The organism is Tessaracoccus aquimaris, from assembly GCF_001997345.1.
In the GTDB taxonomy this organism is placed as follows: domain Bacteria; phylum Actinomycetota; class Actinomycetes; order Propionibacteriales; family Propionibacteriaceae; genus Arachnia; species Arachnia aquimaris.
Map to the genome: position 1 here is coordinate 2,429,268 of NZ_CP019606.1, position 14,839 is coordinate 2,444,106.

Genomic DNA, 14,839 nt, shown 5'->3' on the forward strand with positions numbered 1-14,839 from the left:
TACCCCCGGGGGTATCTCCCAAGGCTCACAGATGACGTGACCGGTTCTCGACCGGCCGCCGGGACGCGAGGTCTAGGCCTGAGTCGCGACCACGGTCAGGACGACCCGCTGATGGCGCGTCAGCGGCGGCGCCCCCGTGTCGGTGGCGGAGCAGATGAGGTGGAGTGTCTCTCCAGGCGTGGCGTCCGCCGGTATCTCGAACTCCACCGACGTGAGGTCCGCGCGTAGGTCCAGCACCGCCCGTGAGGTGCCGGCCTCCAGGTACTGCCACCACGTGACGCCGACGGCGTCACCGTCGGGGTCGCTCACCTCCGCCGTGAGACGTACGGTCGCGCCGGGCTGCGCCGTCAGCATGGTTCCCTCCACGACGGCGACGCACGGGTGATGGTTCGCGGCAGCAAACTCCGAACTGGTGGACCAGCGCAGCCGGGCCGCGAAGTCCTGGTGGAACTCGCCTGCCCAGCGGGCGGCCGACCAGTCCTTCCGTGGTCGACCGTCGGGCCCCGCATCGGTGGCCTCCTCGTTCGACCAGCCCGCGGGGTCCCCCGGGACGGGCCCTTGCCTGCCGCCCCAGCCGCCCCAGCCGGGGTGCTCCCAGCTCCGCAGGCCGTTGTCGACGAGCAGTGCGAAGTTGGATGAGTCGCCCTCCGAGATGAAGCCGCCCCGCTCCTGGGGCGGCATCCAGACGGTGTACCCGCGCTCGGCTAGCTCCCCAGCGCTCAGGCCCGAGAGCCCGAAGTAGTCCTCGTCGTCGAAGCCTTCCGCCATCTGCAGCCCATCACCCCACACGCGGTAGGCGGCACCGATCGGGCCCGCCGCCGTGATGTTCTCGCGCGTCCACTCCGGGCCGAGGAAGCGGCGATCCTCGTCGGCGACGACCTCACGGGCGAAGTAGCCCCAGACAGTGGTGGCGACCTCTCGGCTCTCGATGGCCGGCCAGTGCGGGCGCAGGTAGTCGTCGAAGGTGCTGTCCTGCTTCCCGAAGCTCGTCACGACCGCCTTGGCGCAGATCCGTGCGTGCAGTTCCCCCAGCCGGGCGTGTCGCGGAACTCGTCCTCGATGGAGATCAGCGCCCTGGCGATCGTGTTGTGGCCGCCCCACACCTGCAGGAACAGGGGCCCGGGCAGGTCATCCAGCAGCAGGTGGCGCACGAGATCGGAGCCGGCCGTGTCGCCGGACATGTCGCCGACATCGGCGACGTTGCCCCACGCCGTGATGCCCCGCAGGTACTCAGGGGCCGGATAGCGCGGGTCGTGGCGCACCAGGTTCGGGTACGCCGACTCGTAGGCGTCGATCGCCGCGTCGATGTGGAAGACGCTCCCTGCCGCCGGCCAGCGGTGGGAGGCACGGCCTGCCCCGCCGGAGAAGTGGAACCGGCTCGATGAGTAGACCAGGCCGACGATGTCGATCTCGTTGCTGTAGAGCAGCAACCGCAGCATCGAGTTGAGGTCATCCAGTTCGGGGTCCGTCGTGATGACGGTGCGGGGGCGCGACGCCATCAGGGCTCCCTCGTGCCCGGCAGCCCGGCGAGGGCCGCGTCGACCGCCCGCAGCAACTCCGGTGGCGCGAAGAGGAAGGCGAGCGAGAACGGCCGCCGCTCTCCCCAGAGGACCTGTCGGGTGAGGGTCGCGGCCCGCTCCGGGTCGCGTTCGCGGAGCACCGCGAGCACCGCCGCCAGGGCCTCCTCGTCGTCGATGATGTCGGCGGCCGGCGACTCGATGGTCAACGGCCGCCGCGTCGCAACGGGCCGCCGGTCCTCGGGGATCGTCCAAGTATGTCGTCCGGACCCGACCTCGCCCGGTTCGACCCCCGGGAGTTCGACGAGCGCCGTGGTGTTGGCCGGGACCAGCGCCTCGACGGTGACTCCGTCGGCTCCGCGTCGCCAGCCGACCTCGGCCAGACCGTATGGCGTGTCGAGCCGGTACCGTGCGTCGCCCATCCGTCGCAGGGGGCGCGGAGCGATCCGCAGCCGGGAGTAGCCCGGCTCGAGGACGTCCAACCCGGCGACGACGCGATGCAGCCAGTCGGCGACCGCTCCGAGCGCGTAGTGGTTGAACGACGTCATCTCACCCGGGTTGATCGTGCCGTCGGGCAGCATCGAGTCCCACCGTTCCCAGATTGTCGTCGCCCCCATGGTCACCGGATAGAGCCAGGAGGGGCAGCGGGTCTGCAGCAGCAGCCGTTCGGCCTCTTCGAGGTAGCCGGTTGCGCTGAGCACGTCGATCACGAGCGGCGTGCCGACGAAGCCGGTGGCGATGTGGTAGCCGCCCTCGCGGACCAACTCCGCGAGCCGACGGGCGAGCCGCGCGCGCAGTTCCGCCAGGCGGTCCTCCCCTGGTTCCTTGACCAGGTCGAACCCCAGGGCGAGCGCATACGCTGTCTGGGCGTCCGACATCATCCGGCCGCCCTCGGTGACATAGGCGGCGCGGAACGCGGCCCTCGAGGTGGCCGCCTCCGCGGCGAACCGCTCGGCATCCTCGTCTTGTCCGAGCAGCCGCGCCGTCCGGGCCGTGAGGTCGAGCGAGTGGGCCAGGTAGGCGCTTGCCACCACATCGCCGGACGTCTTGGCCGCCGCCGGGTTCTCCGGAGGCGCCGTCGGGTCGAGCCAGTCGCCGAGCTGCATCCTTCCCTGCCACAGCCCGGTTCCCTGGCTCTCTCGCAGGATCGTCTCGCACCACTGCACCATCGACGGGTAGGCCTCGGCAAGCACGCCGAGGTCGCCGTAGCGGCGGTAGAGGGTCCAGGGCACGATGGTGGCCGCGTCGCCCCACGCGGCGGTCGGCCGGCCGAACGGGCCTGCCCCCTTGAGAACATCGGGGATGACGAGGGGGATGTTGGTGCCGTCGGCGAGCTGATCCGCGGCGAGGTCGCGCAGCCAGTTGGCGAGGAAGCCCCGAACGTCGTAGAGGCCGGCTGCCGTTGGGGCGAACACCCCGATGTCTCCGGTCCAGCCGAGCCGCTCGTCGCGCTGCGGGCAGTCGGTCGGGATGGCGAGGAAGTTGCCGCGCATGCTCCAGACCACGTTGTCGTGGAGCCGTGCGACCTGCTGGTGTGAGGTGGTGAACTCTCCGGTTCGGTTCAGATCGTTGTGCAGCACCACCGCGACCACCGCGGCCGGGTCGAACTCCCCGGGCCAGCCGTCGATCTGCGCATACCGGAAGCCGTGGAACGTGAAGGCAGGCTCCCACGTCTCGGGCGCCCCGCCCGCAAGCGTGTAACGGTCGGTCGCCTCCGCGACGCGCAGCGGGCGCGTGCCCAGTTCCCCATTCTCGAGCACCTCGGCGTGCCGAAGCGTGACGACCTGACCCGAGGGCCCATCGACGGTGATCCGCAGCCGCCCCACGAGGTTCTGCCCGAAGTCGAGGAGTAGGGAACCGGACGGAGACCGCAGCACGGAGGCGACCGGGACCTCCTGGATCCTCCTGACTGGCGGCCCGGTCTGAGGATCGGGCCGGGGCCACTGCACGCCGTCAAGGGCGCCGATGACCTCCGCGCGGGGCCACGCGCCGTCATCGAACCCGGGGCGGTCCCAGCCGGGCACCGCGAGCCGCGCGTCGTAACTCTCCCCTGCGTACAGGCCGGACGCGACGAGGGGCCCGTCGCCGGTGACGCGCCAGCCGCCGTCGCTCAGCACCTCGTCGGTGCTGCCGTCGGCGTAGCTGACCTCAAGCCGCATGGCGAAGGCCGGCTGGCTGCCGAAGACGGGAGCGCCTTGGCCGTGGAAGCCGTAGCTCTCGGTGAACCAGCAACCGGCGACGACGGCCGCCACGCAGTTGGCACCTTCGACGACCAGATCCGTCACGTCGGTCGTCTCGTGGAGGAGGCGATGGTGGTACGTGGGCCAGCCGGGCGCAAGCACCGCGTCATCGATACGCACGCCGTTCAGGCTGACCTCTGCCACGCCAAGGGCCGTCCAGTGCAGCGTTGCCCGCGCGACCCTGGTCGCCTCGAACTCGGCCCGCAACAGGAAGGGCTGAGCGGGCCGCTGCGGCTGGGGCAGCCCGATGAGGGAACCCCACGGCGCGTCCTCCGAGACGGCCCCCAGACGGAGGCGCAACTCGTCGCTGAACTCGGTCGCTTCCCCTGAGATCCCGACCGCCCGGACGCGGATCCCTGCCACGCGGCCGGGCTCAAGCGGGGCGAAGGGCCAGGCGACCAGGTTGGACTCCCGCCCCTCGACCCGCACCACGTCGTCGCCGAGCCGGATCTCGGCCCAGGCCTGAAGCCAGCCAGGCTCGGCGTCGGTGACCTGCCAGCTCAGCCGGGGCCTTGTGGTCGCCACGAACTCGGTGTCGCCGCGCAACTCGGCGGTGAGTGTCGAGATGGTGGCCATCACTGGTTGCTTCCCGTGTACTTCAGCCGCTGGAAGTCGACCCGCCCGCTGACGGTGTAGAGCCCGAACACTCGCCCGGTGAACGAACCTGCCGTCTCGTTCGACAGGTAGCGTCCGTCCACCTCGAGCAGCACCCGTGGCTGCCCGTCATCCGGCGAGACATATCCGAGGTACACCAGGTCGGACGAGACGTGACCCAACCCCTCAGCGGGCGGCACCCGCGACCCGAGGACCAGTTCGACGGCGCCGGAGGGCACCCTCGCCGACGCCTCCCGGGTGAACCCTGGGATCACGGCGCGCGCCGTGACGACGCCGTCGCTCGCCTCGACCTCGTAGTGCAGTCCCTCGTCGTAGCGCACCGCAAGTCCCCCAACTCCGACGGCTGCATCCACAACGACTCGCGCCTCGCAGGTCTGGTGCTGCTGCCTGCGGCCGACGAAGACGGGGCGCAGCGCCCCCATTCCCTCGTCCTGCCCACGAAGGGTCAGCCAGCCGGGCCTCGGGCTGTTGTCCCAGACCTGATCGGGTCGGCGACGCACCCCGATCCATTCCGGACCGGGGGCCGCGTCGAGTGGAGCCTCCCAGCCGAACGCGGCGCGCGGGGACAGTTCGACCGGGTCAATCTCGAGCCAACCGTCGCTCGTCCAACGGGCCGGTGTGGCGAAGGTCTCCCGGCCGAGGGCAGAAAACGATCGGACCATTCCTCGTGGACGGGTGCCGAGCAGCACCACGACCCAGCGGCCGTCCGGGCCCTCGACGAGGTCCCCGTGGCCGGTGCACTGCACCGGCCGGGCGGTGCCGCGGGCCGTGACGAGCGGGTTCGACGGGCAGGACGTGAACGGGCCATCGGGGGCGCCTCCCCGCGCGATCGAGACCGAGTGGCCCCGCTCGGTGCCGCCCTCCGCGACAAGCAGATACCAGAATCCGCCATGGCGGTACAGGTGTGGAGCCTCGGGGAACATGCCCCCATCACCGGACCACAAGGATCGCTTCGCTCCGAGCACGGCACCGGTGTCGAGATCGACCGTGACCTGCTCGATCCCGCGATGCGCCCCGATGTCGGGACCGGACAGCACGAGGCCTGAGTAGGTCACGTACGCGGTGCCGGCATCGTCCCACGCCAGGTCAGGGTCGATGCCCTCCAGATCGATGACGACTCCGTCGCTCCACGGGCCGGCGGGGTCGCTGGCCGTGAAGACGCAAGTGCCGCGACCCGCCGTGTCGGTGACGATGACATAGAAGACGCCGTCGCGGTGGCGGATCGTCGGCGCCCACACACCAAGGTTGGTCGGCGCATCCGGCACCCCCAGTTGCCCGTCGCGGGTGGCGACGTTGCCGATCTGGGTCCAGTTCTCCATGTCGGTGGAGTGGTAGATGGGGATGCCAGGCAGGTACTCGAACGTGGAGGTGGCCAGGTAGAAGTCGTCGCCGACGCGCACGACGCTCGGGTCGGGGTTGAAGCCCGGGATCAGGGGTTTGGGAGCGTCGTCACCAGGTCACCTCCGCATCAGCCTCGGTGCTTGCGACGCTTCCGCCGACGTGCAGTGCGAACCCGCCCGGCTCCACCTGCCAGCCGTCCGCGTAGTGCTCGAAGCGTCGCCGGGGTACCCGGATCGACACCTCGCTCGCCTCCCCTGCGCCAGCCCTTGCGACCGCGAAGCCGACGAGCCAGCGGGCCGGCCGATCGACGGTGCTCCCTGGCCGGGACGCGTAGACCTGCACGACGTGCTTTCCTGCGCGCGTGCCGGTGTTGGTGGCCGTTGCCGTCAGCACGGCCTCGTCGCCCTCGACCTGGCACTGGACGTCTGCGATCTTCCACGTGGTGTAGCCCAACCCGAACCCGAACGGGAACGCGGGCTTGCGTCCCGCCTTCAGCCACGCGCGGTAGCCGACGTGGATCCCTTCGGAGTAGGCCACCTTGCCCTCGTCCGTCGGCGTGCAGTCAAGCACCGGGACGTCCTCGATGCTGGCCGGCCAGGTGGTGGGGAGCCTGCCGCCGGGCTCGACGGCGCCGGTGAGCATGTCGGCGATGGCGTTGCCGAACTCCTGCCCTCCGAAGTAGCCAACCAGGATGGCCGCTACCTCGTCGCGCCAGGGCATCAGCACTGGCGATCCCGAGTTCACCACCACGATCGTGTTGGGGTTCGCGGCCGCCACGGCCCTGACGAGGTCGTCCTGATGGCCGGGCAGGTCGAGGTCGTCGCGGTCATAGCCCTCGGACTCGACCCGCGAGTTGGTCCCCACCACCACAATGGCGATCTCCGAGGCCGCCGCGTTCGCGGCCGCCTCCTGAATCAGCGCCGTCGGATCGAGTGAGAGGGGCGCGGTGCCGAAGGTGAGGCCGATGGCACCCGCGACCTGGAACTGCGAGGAGCCCAGGTCGAACTCGACGCGCAGTCGGACGGGGACGTCTGCGGTAAGCGACACCGGTCGGGTCTCAGACGGGGGCGCAAGCAGCGCGGCGCCGAGGTCGGCCCCGGTCGCCTTCGGCTGATCCTCGAAGAGGAGTTCGTCGTCGACGAAGACCCGGCCCCGCATGGAGGTGGCGAACCCCAGCTCCCGAACCTCGGTCGCGGCGGGCGTGAAGATCGTCTCCAGCACGAGCATGGCCGCGCTGGCGATGTACTCCTCTCCGCCGCCGAACCAGGTGAGCGAGGTGGCGAAGCGGTCCTCGCTGTGGATCCGCGTGCCGTCGGGCGCCACGAACGTCGCGGTCAGCCCCGCGCCACCGGTGGTGGGATTGGTCAGTCGTCGCGGGTCGAGCGGGCCGACGCCCTCCTGGACGATCGCGCCGAGGGAGTAGACCACGTCGACGCCGGGCAGTACCTGGCGCAGACCGTCGAGCGGGTTGACCACGTGCTCGGGCACGACCGTGGCGCTGCCGCCACCCTGGGTGCGCGCCTCGTCGGCGTTGTGGCCGATCACAGCGACCCGTGAGAGCCCTTGCGGGTCGAGCGGGAGGAGGCCAGCGTTGGAGAGCAGCACGCTGCCCTCGGCCGCGGCGCGCCGCACAAACTCAACGCCGTCCAGCGCGGCAACCGGCTGCACGTGCGAGCCTCCGAGGGCCCCGACGCGGTCGGCCAGCAGCAACAGCCGGGCGACGTGGCGGTCGATCGCCGCTTCCTCGACGTCACCTGCCCGCACCGCCCTGAGGAGCGCGTCGCCCCAGACGCCAGGGCCGGGCATCTCGAGGTCCTGCTCGGCGTTCGCCGCCGCGGTCGAGCGGACGGCGGTCCAGTCCGAGACGACCACGCCGTCCCAGCCCCATTCGGTGCGCAACGGGTCACGCAGCAGGTCGTTCTCGGTCATGGTGACGCCGTTGACGCTGTTGTAGGAGCTCATGATCGACCAGGCGCCCGCCTCGACGGCCCGCTCGAACGGCGCGAGGTACACCTCCCGCAGCGTGCGCTCGTCGACGACGACGTCGACGGTGAACCGGTCGGTCTCGAAGTCGTTGGCGACGTAGTGCTTGGGGGTGGCGGCTACTCCGTTGTCCTGCAGCCCCCTCACATACTCGAACGCGAGGTCGCCCGTCAGGGCGGGGTCCTCGCTGAAGCATTCGAAGTGGCGCCCGCCCAGCGGCGAGCGATGGATGTTGATCGTCGGGCCGAGCACCCAGTCGACCCCCTTGCGTCGGGCCTCGGACGCAGCCGCCGCGCCGAACTCATGCGCGAGCGCGACGTCCCACGAGGAGGCGAGGGCCGTGGCCGACGGCAGGTTCAGCGACGGCGAGCGCTCGTCCCAGACGGGGCCGCGGACTCCTGAGGGGCCGTCGGAGAGCGTCATCGCGCGCAGGCCGATCTCGGGGACCTCCTTGGTCGTCCAGAAGTCCTCACCGGTGAGCAACCGCACCTTGGTCTCGAGATCCAGCGCGGCGACGAGGGCGTCGATGTGGGTCTGCCGATCGGCGGTGGCGGTCATGCGGGTTCTCCTGTTTCGTGGGTGTGGGTGGCGTCGCGCTGAGCCGCGATGAACTCGCGGTACCAGTGGGCGCTGTCCTTGGGGATTCGTTGTTGGGTGGCGAAGTCGACGTAGACCAGCCCGAAGCGCATCGAGTAGCCCCAGGACCACTCGAAGTTGTCCATGAAGGACCAGCAGAAGTAGCCGACGACGTCGACGCCGTCCGCCCTGGCTTTGAGCACCGCATCGGTGTAGCCGGCGAGGTACTGGACCCGCTCGGGGTCGTGGACCTCGCCGTCCGGCGTCACGTAGTCGTGAAAGGTGGCGCCGTTCTCCGTGACGATCAGCGGCAGACCCGTGTAGTCCTCCGCCACGTGCACCAGGAGTGCGTGCAGCGCCTCCGGGGTGTCGGACCAGCCGAAGCTGGTCGGGGTCGGCTCCACCTGGATCATCTGGTAACCGTGGAAGGGCGATGCCGGATCGGCCTTGATGAGCACGTTCGTGTAGTGGTTGACGCCGGCGAAGTCGCCGGGTGCTGAGATCAGTGCGAGGTCACCATCGCGGACCAGGTCTGGGTCGCGCAGTTGCGGAAACAGCGCCTCGACGGCCTCGCCATAGGCCCCGCGGTAGACGGGGTTCATGAACACCTCATTCATCCGCGCCCGCGCCTCAGTGGCCTTCGTGATGTCGGCCGCCTCCTGCGAGTACGGGCGGATCCGGGAGAGCAGGTTGGTGATCCCGACCTTCGCCTCGGGCCGCCTTGCCCTGAACTCGGCCAGGGCGAGGCCATGGGCGAGCAGCAGGTGGTGAGCGGCGCGGATCGCCTCGTCCTCATCCGTGTGCCCGGGCGCCTGCATGCCCCAGTCGTAGGACAGGAAGGACGCGCAGATGGCCTCGTTGATGGTGATCCAGTTCTCGGCGAGACCCCCGAGTTCGTCGATCACCATGGCGCTGTAGGCGCCGAACGCCTCGGCGGTCGAGCGCTCTGGCCAGCCACCCTCGTCGGCGAGCGGTTGGGGCAGGTCCCAGTGGTAGAGCGTCACGTATGGCTCGATACCTCGCTCCCGGCAGCCGATCAGCAGGTCCCGGTAGAACCGGACCCCTTCCGGGTTCAGCGGGCCACGGCCGGCAGGCTGGAGCCTCGCCCACGACAGGGAGAGCCGATACGCCGGAATACCGAGTTCCGCCATCAGGTCCAGGTCCGCCGCCCAGCGGTGGTAGTGGTCGCATGCGACGTCGGCGTCCTCGCCATGGAAGATCGCTCCCGGCTTCTTCTGGAACGTGTCCCAATGCGATGGGCCGCGGTCCCCTTCCGCCGTCGCGCCCTCGATCTGAAAGGCCGCGGTCGCGACGCCCCAGGTGATCGACATGTCACATCCCTCCCGCGCCGGCCTGCTCGGCCTGTTCGCGCTGTTGTTCGTGTAGCCGCAGCCGCTCGGCCCGGCGTTGCTCTTGAAGGTCGGGGTCCGGAACGGGCGCGGCCATGAACAGCCGCTGGGTGTACGGGTGTTCCGGCCGCTTCGTCACCTGGTCGGCGTTGCCCTGCTCGACGATCTCGCCGCGGTACAGCACAGCGACGCGATGGCTGACATGGCGCACCACCGCCAGGTCGTGCGTGACGAAGAGGTAGGCGACCCCGGTCGCCTCCTGGATCTCGACGAACAGGTCGAGGACGCGTGCCTGAGTCGAGAGGTCCAGGGCCGAGACCGCCTCGTCGGCAACGATCAACCGCGGATCGAGGGCGAGCGCCCGGGCGATCGCGATGCGCTGACGTTGGCCGCCGGAGAACTCCTTCGGGAGCCGACCGGCCGCATCGGCAGGCAGCCGCACCTTGTCGAGCAGGTCCTTGACCTTTGCCCGCGCGGCCTTCGAGTCGACGCCGTTCGCGGTGAGTGGTTCGGCGAGGATCTGCTCGATCGTCATCGAAGGATTCAGCGACGAGTACGGGTCCTGGAAGACGACCTGGATGTCGCGGGCGACGGCCCTGCGCTCGCGGCGCGTCAGGTGCGAGATGTCGTTCCCGTCGAACGTGATGGCGCCCGAGCTGACCGGGGCGAGCCCAAGTACCGCGCGTCCAAGCGTCGTCTTGCCACTCCCCGACTCCCCGACGAGCCCCACGGTCTCGCCTGGTCGGATCTCCAGTGAGACCTTCTTGAGCGCGTGGAACGGCTTGCGCCCGCGGCCGCCCGGATAGATGACGTCGAGGTCGGAGACCTCGAGCAGAGGTGCCGTCATGACGCTTCTCCTTCCGTGAGTGGAGCCCTGACCGGGCCGTCCTCGTCGAGCATCGCGTCGAGGAGTGAACGGGTGTAGTCGTGCAAGGGGTTGGCAAAGATCGACCGGACGGGGCCCGTCTCGACGATCAGTCCGTCCTTCATCACCGAGACCCGGTCGCACAGATCAGCGACGACGCCGAAGTTGTGCGTGACGAGTAACACCGCCATCTGCAGTTCTTCCTGCAGGTCGCGGATCAGGTCGAGCACCTCGGCCTGGATGGTGACGTCGAGCGCCGTGGTGGGCTCGTCGGCGATGAGAAGGTCGGGGTCGCAGGACACTGCGCCGGCGATCAGGACTCGTTGCGCCATGCCGCCGGAGACCTGGTGCGGGTAGGCGTTGAAGGTGCGCTCCGGGTCGGGAATGCCGACCCGCGCGAGCAGGTCGAGGGCGCGACGCCTGGCGTCGGCCTTGCTGAGGCCCATGGTGACGCGCAGCGGCTCGGTGAGCTGGCTGCCGATCGTGAACATCGGGTCGAGGTTGCTCATCGGCTCCTGCGGGATGTAGGCGATCTTCTTTCCCCTGACCGCTGCGTGCTGGCGCGCGGACCCGTCCACCAGGTCCACGCCCTCGAACACGATCGAGCCGGACAGCACCCGCCCACCTGTCGGCAGGAGGCCGAGCACTGCGAACGACGTCTGCGACTTGCCGGAGCCTGATTCGCCGATCAGCCCGTGGACCTCGCCGCGGCGGATCGTCAGGCCAACCCCGTGCACGACCTCGGTTACCGAGCCGTTCGGCTGGTCGTAGCCGACGCGCAGGTCGTCGACGGCCAGCAGCACCTCGCCTTGGCGGACGGCGGCGCGGGCGTCGTCCTGATGCGTGAGGACCGCGGCATTGCGAGCGGCGACCTTGTCGCCCGCGGCCTGCCGCTTGCGTCGCTTGACCCTGGAGACGGTGCGCTCCAACGCGTCACGCATGACGTTGGCCAGCAGCGTGAGCGACACCGTGGCGAGCCCGATGGCAAGCGCGGGCCACAACATGTTGAGGGGCTTGCGGTACATCGAGTCGAACGCATCCTTCAGCATCGAGCCCCAGGTGGGCGTCTGGCTGTCGCCGATGCCGAGGAACTCGAGCCCGGACTGGATGGCGATCGCGATGCCGAGCACCATGGCCGCCTGGATGATGATGGGTGCCCTGACGACGCCGAGGATGTGGCGCGCGATGATGCGAGTGTCCGAGAGACCCGCGACCCGTGCGGCGTCGACATAGAGTTCCTCGCGGACGGTGCTGACGGAGGCGTAGACGAGCCGATAGAAGCCCGGGCTCATCAGCACACCGAAGATCACCATGGCCCACCAGACCGACGGGCCGACGACGGAGCGGGCGGCGAGCAGGACGATGATGCCAGGCAGCGCCATCGTCAGGGAGGCGACCCAGCTGAACACCGAGTCGACCCATCCCTTGTAGTAGCCGGCGTACAGTCCCGCGGTGACCCCGATGATCAGCGCCACGACGAGCGCGACGATGGAGGCGCCGACGGAGATCTGAGTAGAGACAAGCAACCGGGACAAGATGTCGCGCCCAGCGCTGTCGCGGCCGAGCAGCGAACCATCGCCGGGGTCGGCCAGGATCTTGTAGGCGTCGGCCTGGTTGGCGTCGAAGGGGGCCAGCACTCCTCCGAGGAGCGCGGCAAGGCCGATGACGGCCAGCACGGCGACCGCCGCGAGACCGACGGGGTTGCGGAGCACTCGGCGCACGAGGCCCGCCTTGCGCACGGGCGTCACTGGGACCGCCAGGACTGGAACCTCACTCATGCGAGCCTCACCTTCGGATTGAGCAGACCCTGGGCGATGTCGATCACCAGGTTGACGACGATGACGATGATCGCCGTGGTGACGACCAACCCCATCACGATGGGGACATCGCCCTGGGTGGTCGCACCGACCGCCAGTTGGCCGAGGCCAGGCATCTGGAAGACCTGCTCCACGATCACGGCGCCGCCGAGCATGCCGACGAACTGCACATTGAGCACTGCCAACGCTGGCCCGACGGCGTTACGCAGGACGTGCTTGAAGACGACGCTGCGGGTGCTGAGCCCCCGCGAACGGAGGGTGCGGACGTAGTCGCGCTGCAGCGCGTCGACGACGGAGCCGCGGATCTGCTGTGTGACGGCGGACGCGCCGCCGATCGACAGGGCCACGATGGGGAGCGTGACCGAGCGCGCCCAAGCGAACGCGTCGTCGGCGATGCTCGTATAGCCCGTCGCGTTGAACCAGCCAAGGTTGATGGCGAACACCACCACGAGGGCCACGGCGATCAGGAAGCCGGGGACGGCCATGCCCAGGACGGTGAGGAACTGGATGGTGCGGTCGACCCAGCCCCCTGCAAGCGCCGCCCAGACCCCGAGCACGACGGCGATGAGCGCCGTGATGATCGTGGCCCCGATGACGAGCGAGAGGGTGACCGTCAGACGGTTTGTCACGCCGTCAATGACGAGTTGGCCGGAGAACCAGGAGCGGCCGAGGTTGCCGGAGAGAGCGTTGCCCAACCAGCCCGTGTACTGCTCCCAGATGGGACGATCGAGTCCTAGCTCGTGCGCCTTTGCCGTCACCTGTTCCTGGGTGGCGGTCTGTCCGAGAATGCGGCGCGCGATGTCGCCGCTGCCGAGGTAGAGCAGCAGGAACGCGAGGGTGGTGATGGCGAACACCAGCACCACCCCTGAGACGATCCTGCGTCCAAGGAATCCGAGCATCAGTGTGACCCTGGCTCAGGCGGGGGTGATGTCGTAGATGTTGGGAAGGGTGTTCGTCGGCAGCATCTTGACCGCCGTCTTGGGGTCGGTGGCCACGACGCCCTCGACCCGGTAGAACGGCGCGAACCAGGCCTGCTCGACGATGTGCTTGTTGAGCTCCTTGATGATCTCGGTTCGGCGGTCCTGTGCGGCGGTGCGGTACTCGTTGAGCATCGCGTCGACGTCCGGATCGGCGTACTTGAACGGGTTGAACACCGCGTCCTTCGCGATCATGAACTGCGTCAATTGCCAGTCCGGGTTCTGCTCGAGCGCCATGAAACAGGCTGACCACTTGGGAGCGAGCATGTCGGCGATGAAGTTGGAGCCGGGGTCCTCATTCGTGACCCGGATGCCGATCTCGCCCAGGGCTTGGGTGATCAGCGCGTACACGGTGGTCCCGAGCACCGCAGAGCTGGGCATCGTGATGTTGAACCCGGCCTCGTAGCCGGCCTCCTTCATCAGGGACTTCGCCTTCGCCACGTCGTAGGGGTAGCGCTCGTCGAGCGACTTGTCGTAGGCGACCGAGGTGGTCGGAAAGACCTGCGTGGAGACGGTGCCGAAGCCGAGCGCGACGGCCTGCAGCAACGCCGGCCGGTCGATCGCGTGGTTGATGGCCTGGCGGACGCGGACGTCGCCGAGTTCCTTGACCTGGGTGCCCGCGCGGTCGAACAGCAGCAGGCCCTGGAAGTCGAGCTCGTTCTTGTTCAGCGTCCAGCCTGCCGCCTTCGCCTGGTCGAAGGTGTCGGCGACGGCGAGCTTGGCGTAGTTGAGTTCGTTGGCGCGCAGCGCGTTGAGCATCGACGTCGGATCCTGGAAGACGCGCATCACGATCTTCTCGTAGTGCTGCACGTCCTTGTTCCAGTACCCCTCCCGCTGCACGAAGGTGTAGCTGGTCTCGGTGACGGTGGCGCCGACGTCGAGCGTGTAGGGGCCGGAGCCGACGGGATTGGTCGGCAGGTCGGCGTTGCTGACGGCCTTGGGGCTCATCACGAGCCCTGCGGTCCTGGTGAGGTAGTTGAGGAAGGCCGGGTCCGGCGCGGTGAAGGTCACCACAACGCTGGTGGCTCCGTCTGCCTTGATCGTGTCGACGTTGCGCATGTAGCCGGCGTCGGGACCGGTGCCCGACTTGAAGCGGTTCATGCTGACGGCGACCGCCTCGGCGTCGAGCTTTTCGCCGTCGGAGAACGTCACGCCGTCACGGATCGTGAGGGTGAGGGTCGTCTCGGTGTCGTCGTACTTCCACTCCGTGGCGAGGTACGGATCGATTTTGCCGTCGGGGTCGCCAACAGCAGCGTGTCGTAGACGGCCTGGTAGTACGGCAGCCGGTTGCCCCACTCGGCCACCGACGGGTCGAACGACGTGGGGGCCGAGATGAGGCCCATGACGAGCGTTCCGCCCGATCCACCACCGCCCGTCGGGCCTCCTGAGCTGCCCTTTCCTCCGCCGCAGCCCGTGAGGCCGACGGTCCCGACGCCGACCGCAGCAACGGCCAGCTTCATAAAGTCCCTGCGGATCATCTTTGGTCCCTTTCCCCGATTCGCGCTGCCTTAGCGCGGCCAAGTGCCAGAACGCTAACATGAAAACCGAGCGCGCACTAG

General features: G+C 69.1%; 11 protein-coding genes. All 11 read right to left on the reverse strand.

Annotation, left to right across the window (positions count from 1 at the left end; genetic code table 11):
• Nucleotides 1-72: 72 nt before the first annotated feature.
• Genes BW730_RS11390 through BW730_RS19380 form a run of 11 tightly spaced genes read right to left on the reverse strand, consistent with a single transcriptional unit; the run spans nt 73 to nt 14,758 of the window.
• Nucleotides 73-993, reverse strand: a complete 921-nt coding sequence (locus BW730_RS11390; protein ID WP_250637748.1) for a nucleoside hydrolase-like domain-containing protein — start codon at nt 991-993, stop codon at nt 73-75.
• Entirely contained in the window at nt 990-1,499 is a 510-nt protein-coding gene (locus tag BW730_RS19985) for a nucleoside hydrolase-like domain-containing protein (RefSeq protein WP_250637749.1), read from the reverse strand. The genes BW730_RS11390 and BW730_RS19985 overlap by 4 nt, the downstream gene beginning before the upstream one ends.
• Nucleotides 1,499-4,333: an alpha-L-rhamnosidase gene (locus BW730_RS11395; RefSeq protein WP_077687638.1), complete on the reverse strand. Its 2,835-nt coding sequence runs from the start codon at nt 4,331-4,333 to the stop codon at nt 1,499-1,501. The genes BW730_RS19985 and BW730_RS11395 overlap by 1 nt, the downstream gene beginning before the upstream one ends.
• Nucleotides 4,333-5,772 carry a glycoside hydrolase family 43 protein gene (locus BW730_RS11400; RefSeq protein WP_237267962.1) on the reverse strand — a complete coding sequence of 480 codons (1,440 nt, stop codon included), beginning with the start codon at nt 5,770-5,772 and terminating at the stop codon, nt 4,333-4,335. Before BW730_RS11400 ends, BW730_RS11395 begins: the two co-directional genes overlap by 1 nt.
• 49 nt (nt 5,773-5,821) lie before the next feature.
• The gene (locus BW730_RS11405) at nt 5,822-8,254 is read right to left on the reverse strand and encodes a beta-glucosidase family protein (RefSeq protein WP_077686341.1); all 2,433 of its coding nucleotides are present in this window, start codon (nt 8,252-8,254) and stop codon (nt 5,822-5,824) included.
• Nucleotides 8,251-9,603: a GH1 family beta-glucosidase gene (locus BW730_RS11410; protein ID WP_077686342.1), complete on the reverse strand. Its 1,353-nt coding sequence runs from the start codon at nt 9,601-9,603 to the stop codon at nt 8,251-8,253. The genes BW730_RS11405 and BW730_RS11410 overlap by 4 nt, the downstream gene beginning before the upstream one ends.
• Before the next feature lies 1 nt (nt 9,604).
• On the reverse strand, nt 9,605-10,468 hold the full coding sequence (locus tag BW730_RS11415) for an ATP-binding cassette domain-containing protein (RefSeq protein ID WP_077686343.1): 864 nt from the start codon (nt 10,466-10,468) through the stop codon (nt 9,605-9,607).
• Nucleotides 10,465-12,264 carry a dipeptide/oligopeptide/nickel ABC transporter permease/ATP-binding protein gene (locus BW730_RS11420; RefSeq protein WP_077686344.1) on the reverse strand — a complete coding sequence of 600 codons (1,800 nt, stop codon included), beginning with the start codon at nt 12,262-12,264 and terminating at the stop codon, nt 10,465-10,467. The genes BW730_RS11415 and BW730_RS11420 overlap by 4 nt, the downstream gene beginning before the upstream one ends.
• Complete coding sequence (locus BW730_RS11425; protein ID WP_077686345.1) at nt 12,261-13,202, reverse strand: ABC transporter permease; 942 nt, start codon at nt 13,200-13,202, stop codon at nt 12,261-12,263. Before BW730_RS11425 ends, BW730_RS11420 begins: the two co-directional genes overlap by 4 nt.
• 15 nt (nt 13,203-13,217) lie before the next feature.
• Nucleotides 13,218-14,507, reverse strand: coding sequence for an ABC transporter substrate-binding protein (locus tag BW730_RS11430; protein WP_226997223.1), 1,290 nt, complete (start codon nt 14,505-14,507; stop codon nt 13,218-13,220).
• A complete protein-coding gene (locus BW730_RS19380) occupies nt 14,429-14,758 on the reverse strand; it encodes a hypothetical protein (protein WP_226997253.1) in 330 nt (109 codons plus the stop codon). Before BW730_RS19380 ends, BW730_RS11430 begins: the two co-directional genes overlap by 79 nt.
• Between the last annotated feature and the right edge of the window lie 81 nt (nt 14,759-14,839).

Bases quoted from the DNA above. Each gene is read 5' to 3' on its own strand.
- BW730_RS19985 (WP_250637749.1), bottom strand. From the start codon at position 1,499: ATGGCGTCGCGCCCCCGCACCGTCATCACGACGGACCCCGAACTGGAT.
- BW730_RS11395 (WP_077687638.1), bottom strand. From the start codon at position 4,333: ATGGCCACCATCTCGACACTCACCGCCGAGTTGCGCGGCGACACCGAG.
- BW730_RS11405 (WP_077686341.1), bottom strand. From the start codon at position 8,254: ATGACCGCCACCGCCGATCGGCAGACCCACATCGACGCCCTCGTCGCC.
- BW730_RS11410 (WP_077686342.1), bottom strand. From the start codon at position 9,603: ATGTCGATCACCTGGGGCGTCGCGACCGCGGCCTTTCAGATCGAGGGC.
- BW730_RS11415 (WP_077686343.1), bottom strand. From the start codon at position 10,468: ATGACGGCACCTCTGCTCGAGGTCTCCGACCTCGACGTCATCTATCCG.
- BW730_RS11420 (WP_077686344.1), bottom strand. From the start codon at position 12,264: ATGAGTGAGGTTCCAGTCCTGGCGGTCCCAGTGACGCCCGTGCGCAAG.
- BW730_RS11425 (WP_077686345.1), bottom strand. From the start codon at position 13,202: ATGCTCGGATTCCTTGGACGCAGGATCGTCTCAGGGGTGGTGCTGGTG.
- BW730_RS19380 (WP_226997253.1), bottom strand. From the start codon at position 14,758: ATGATCCGCAGGGACTTTATGAAGCTGGCCGTTGCTGCGGTCGGCGTC.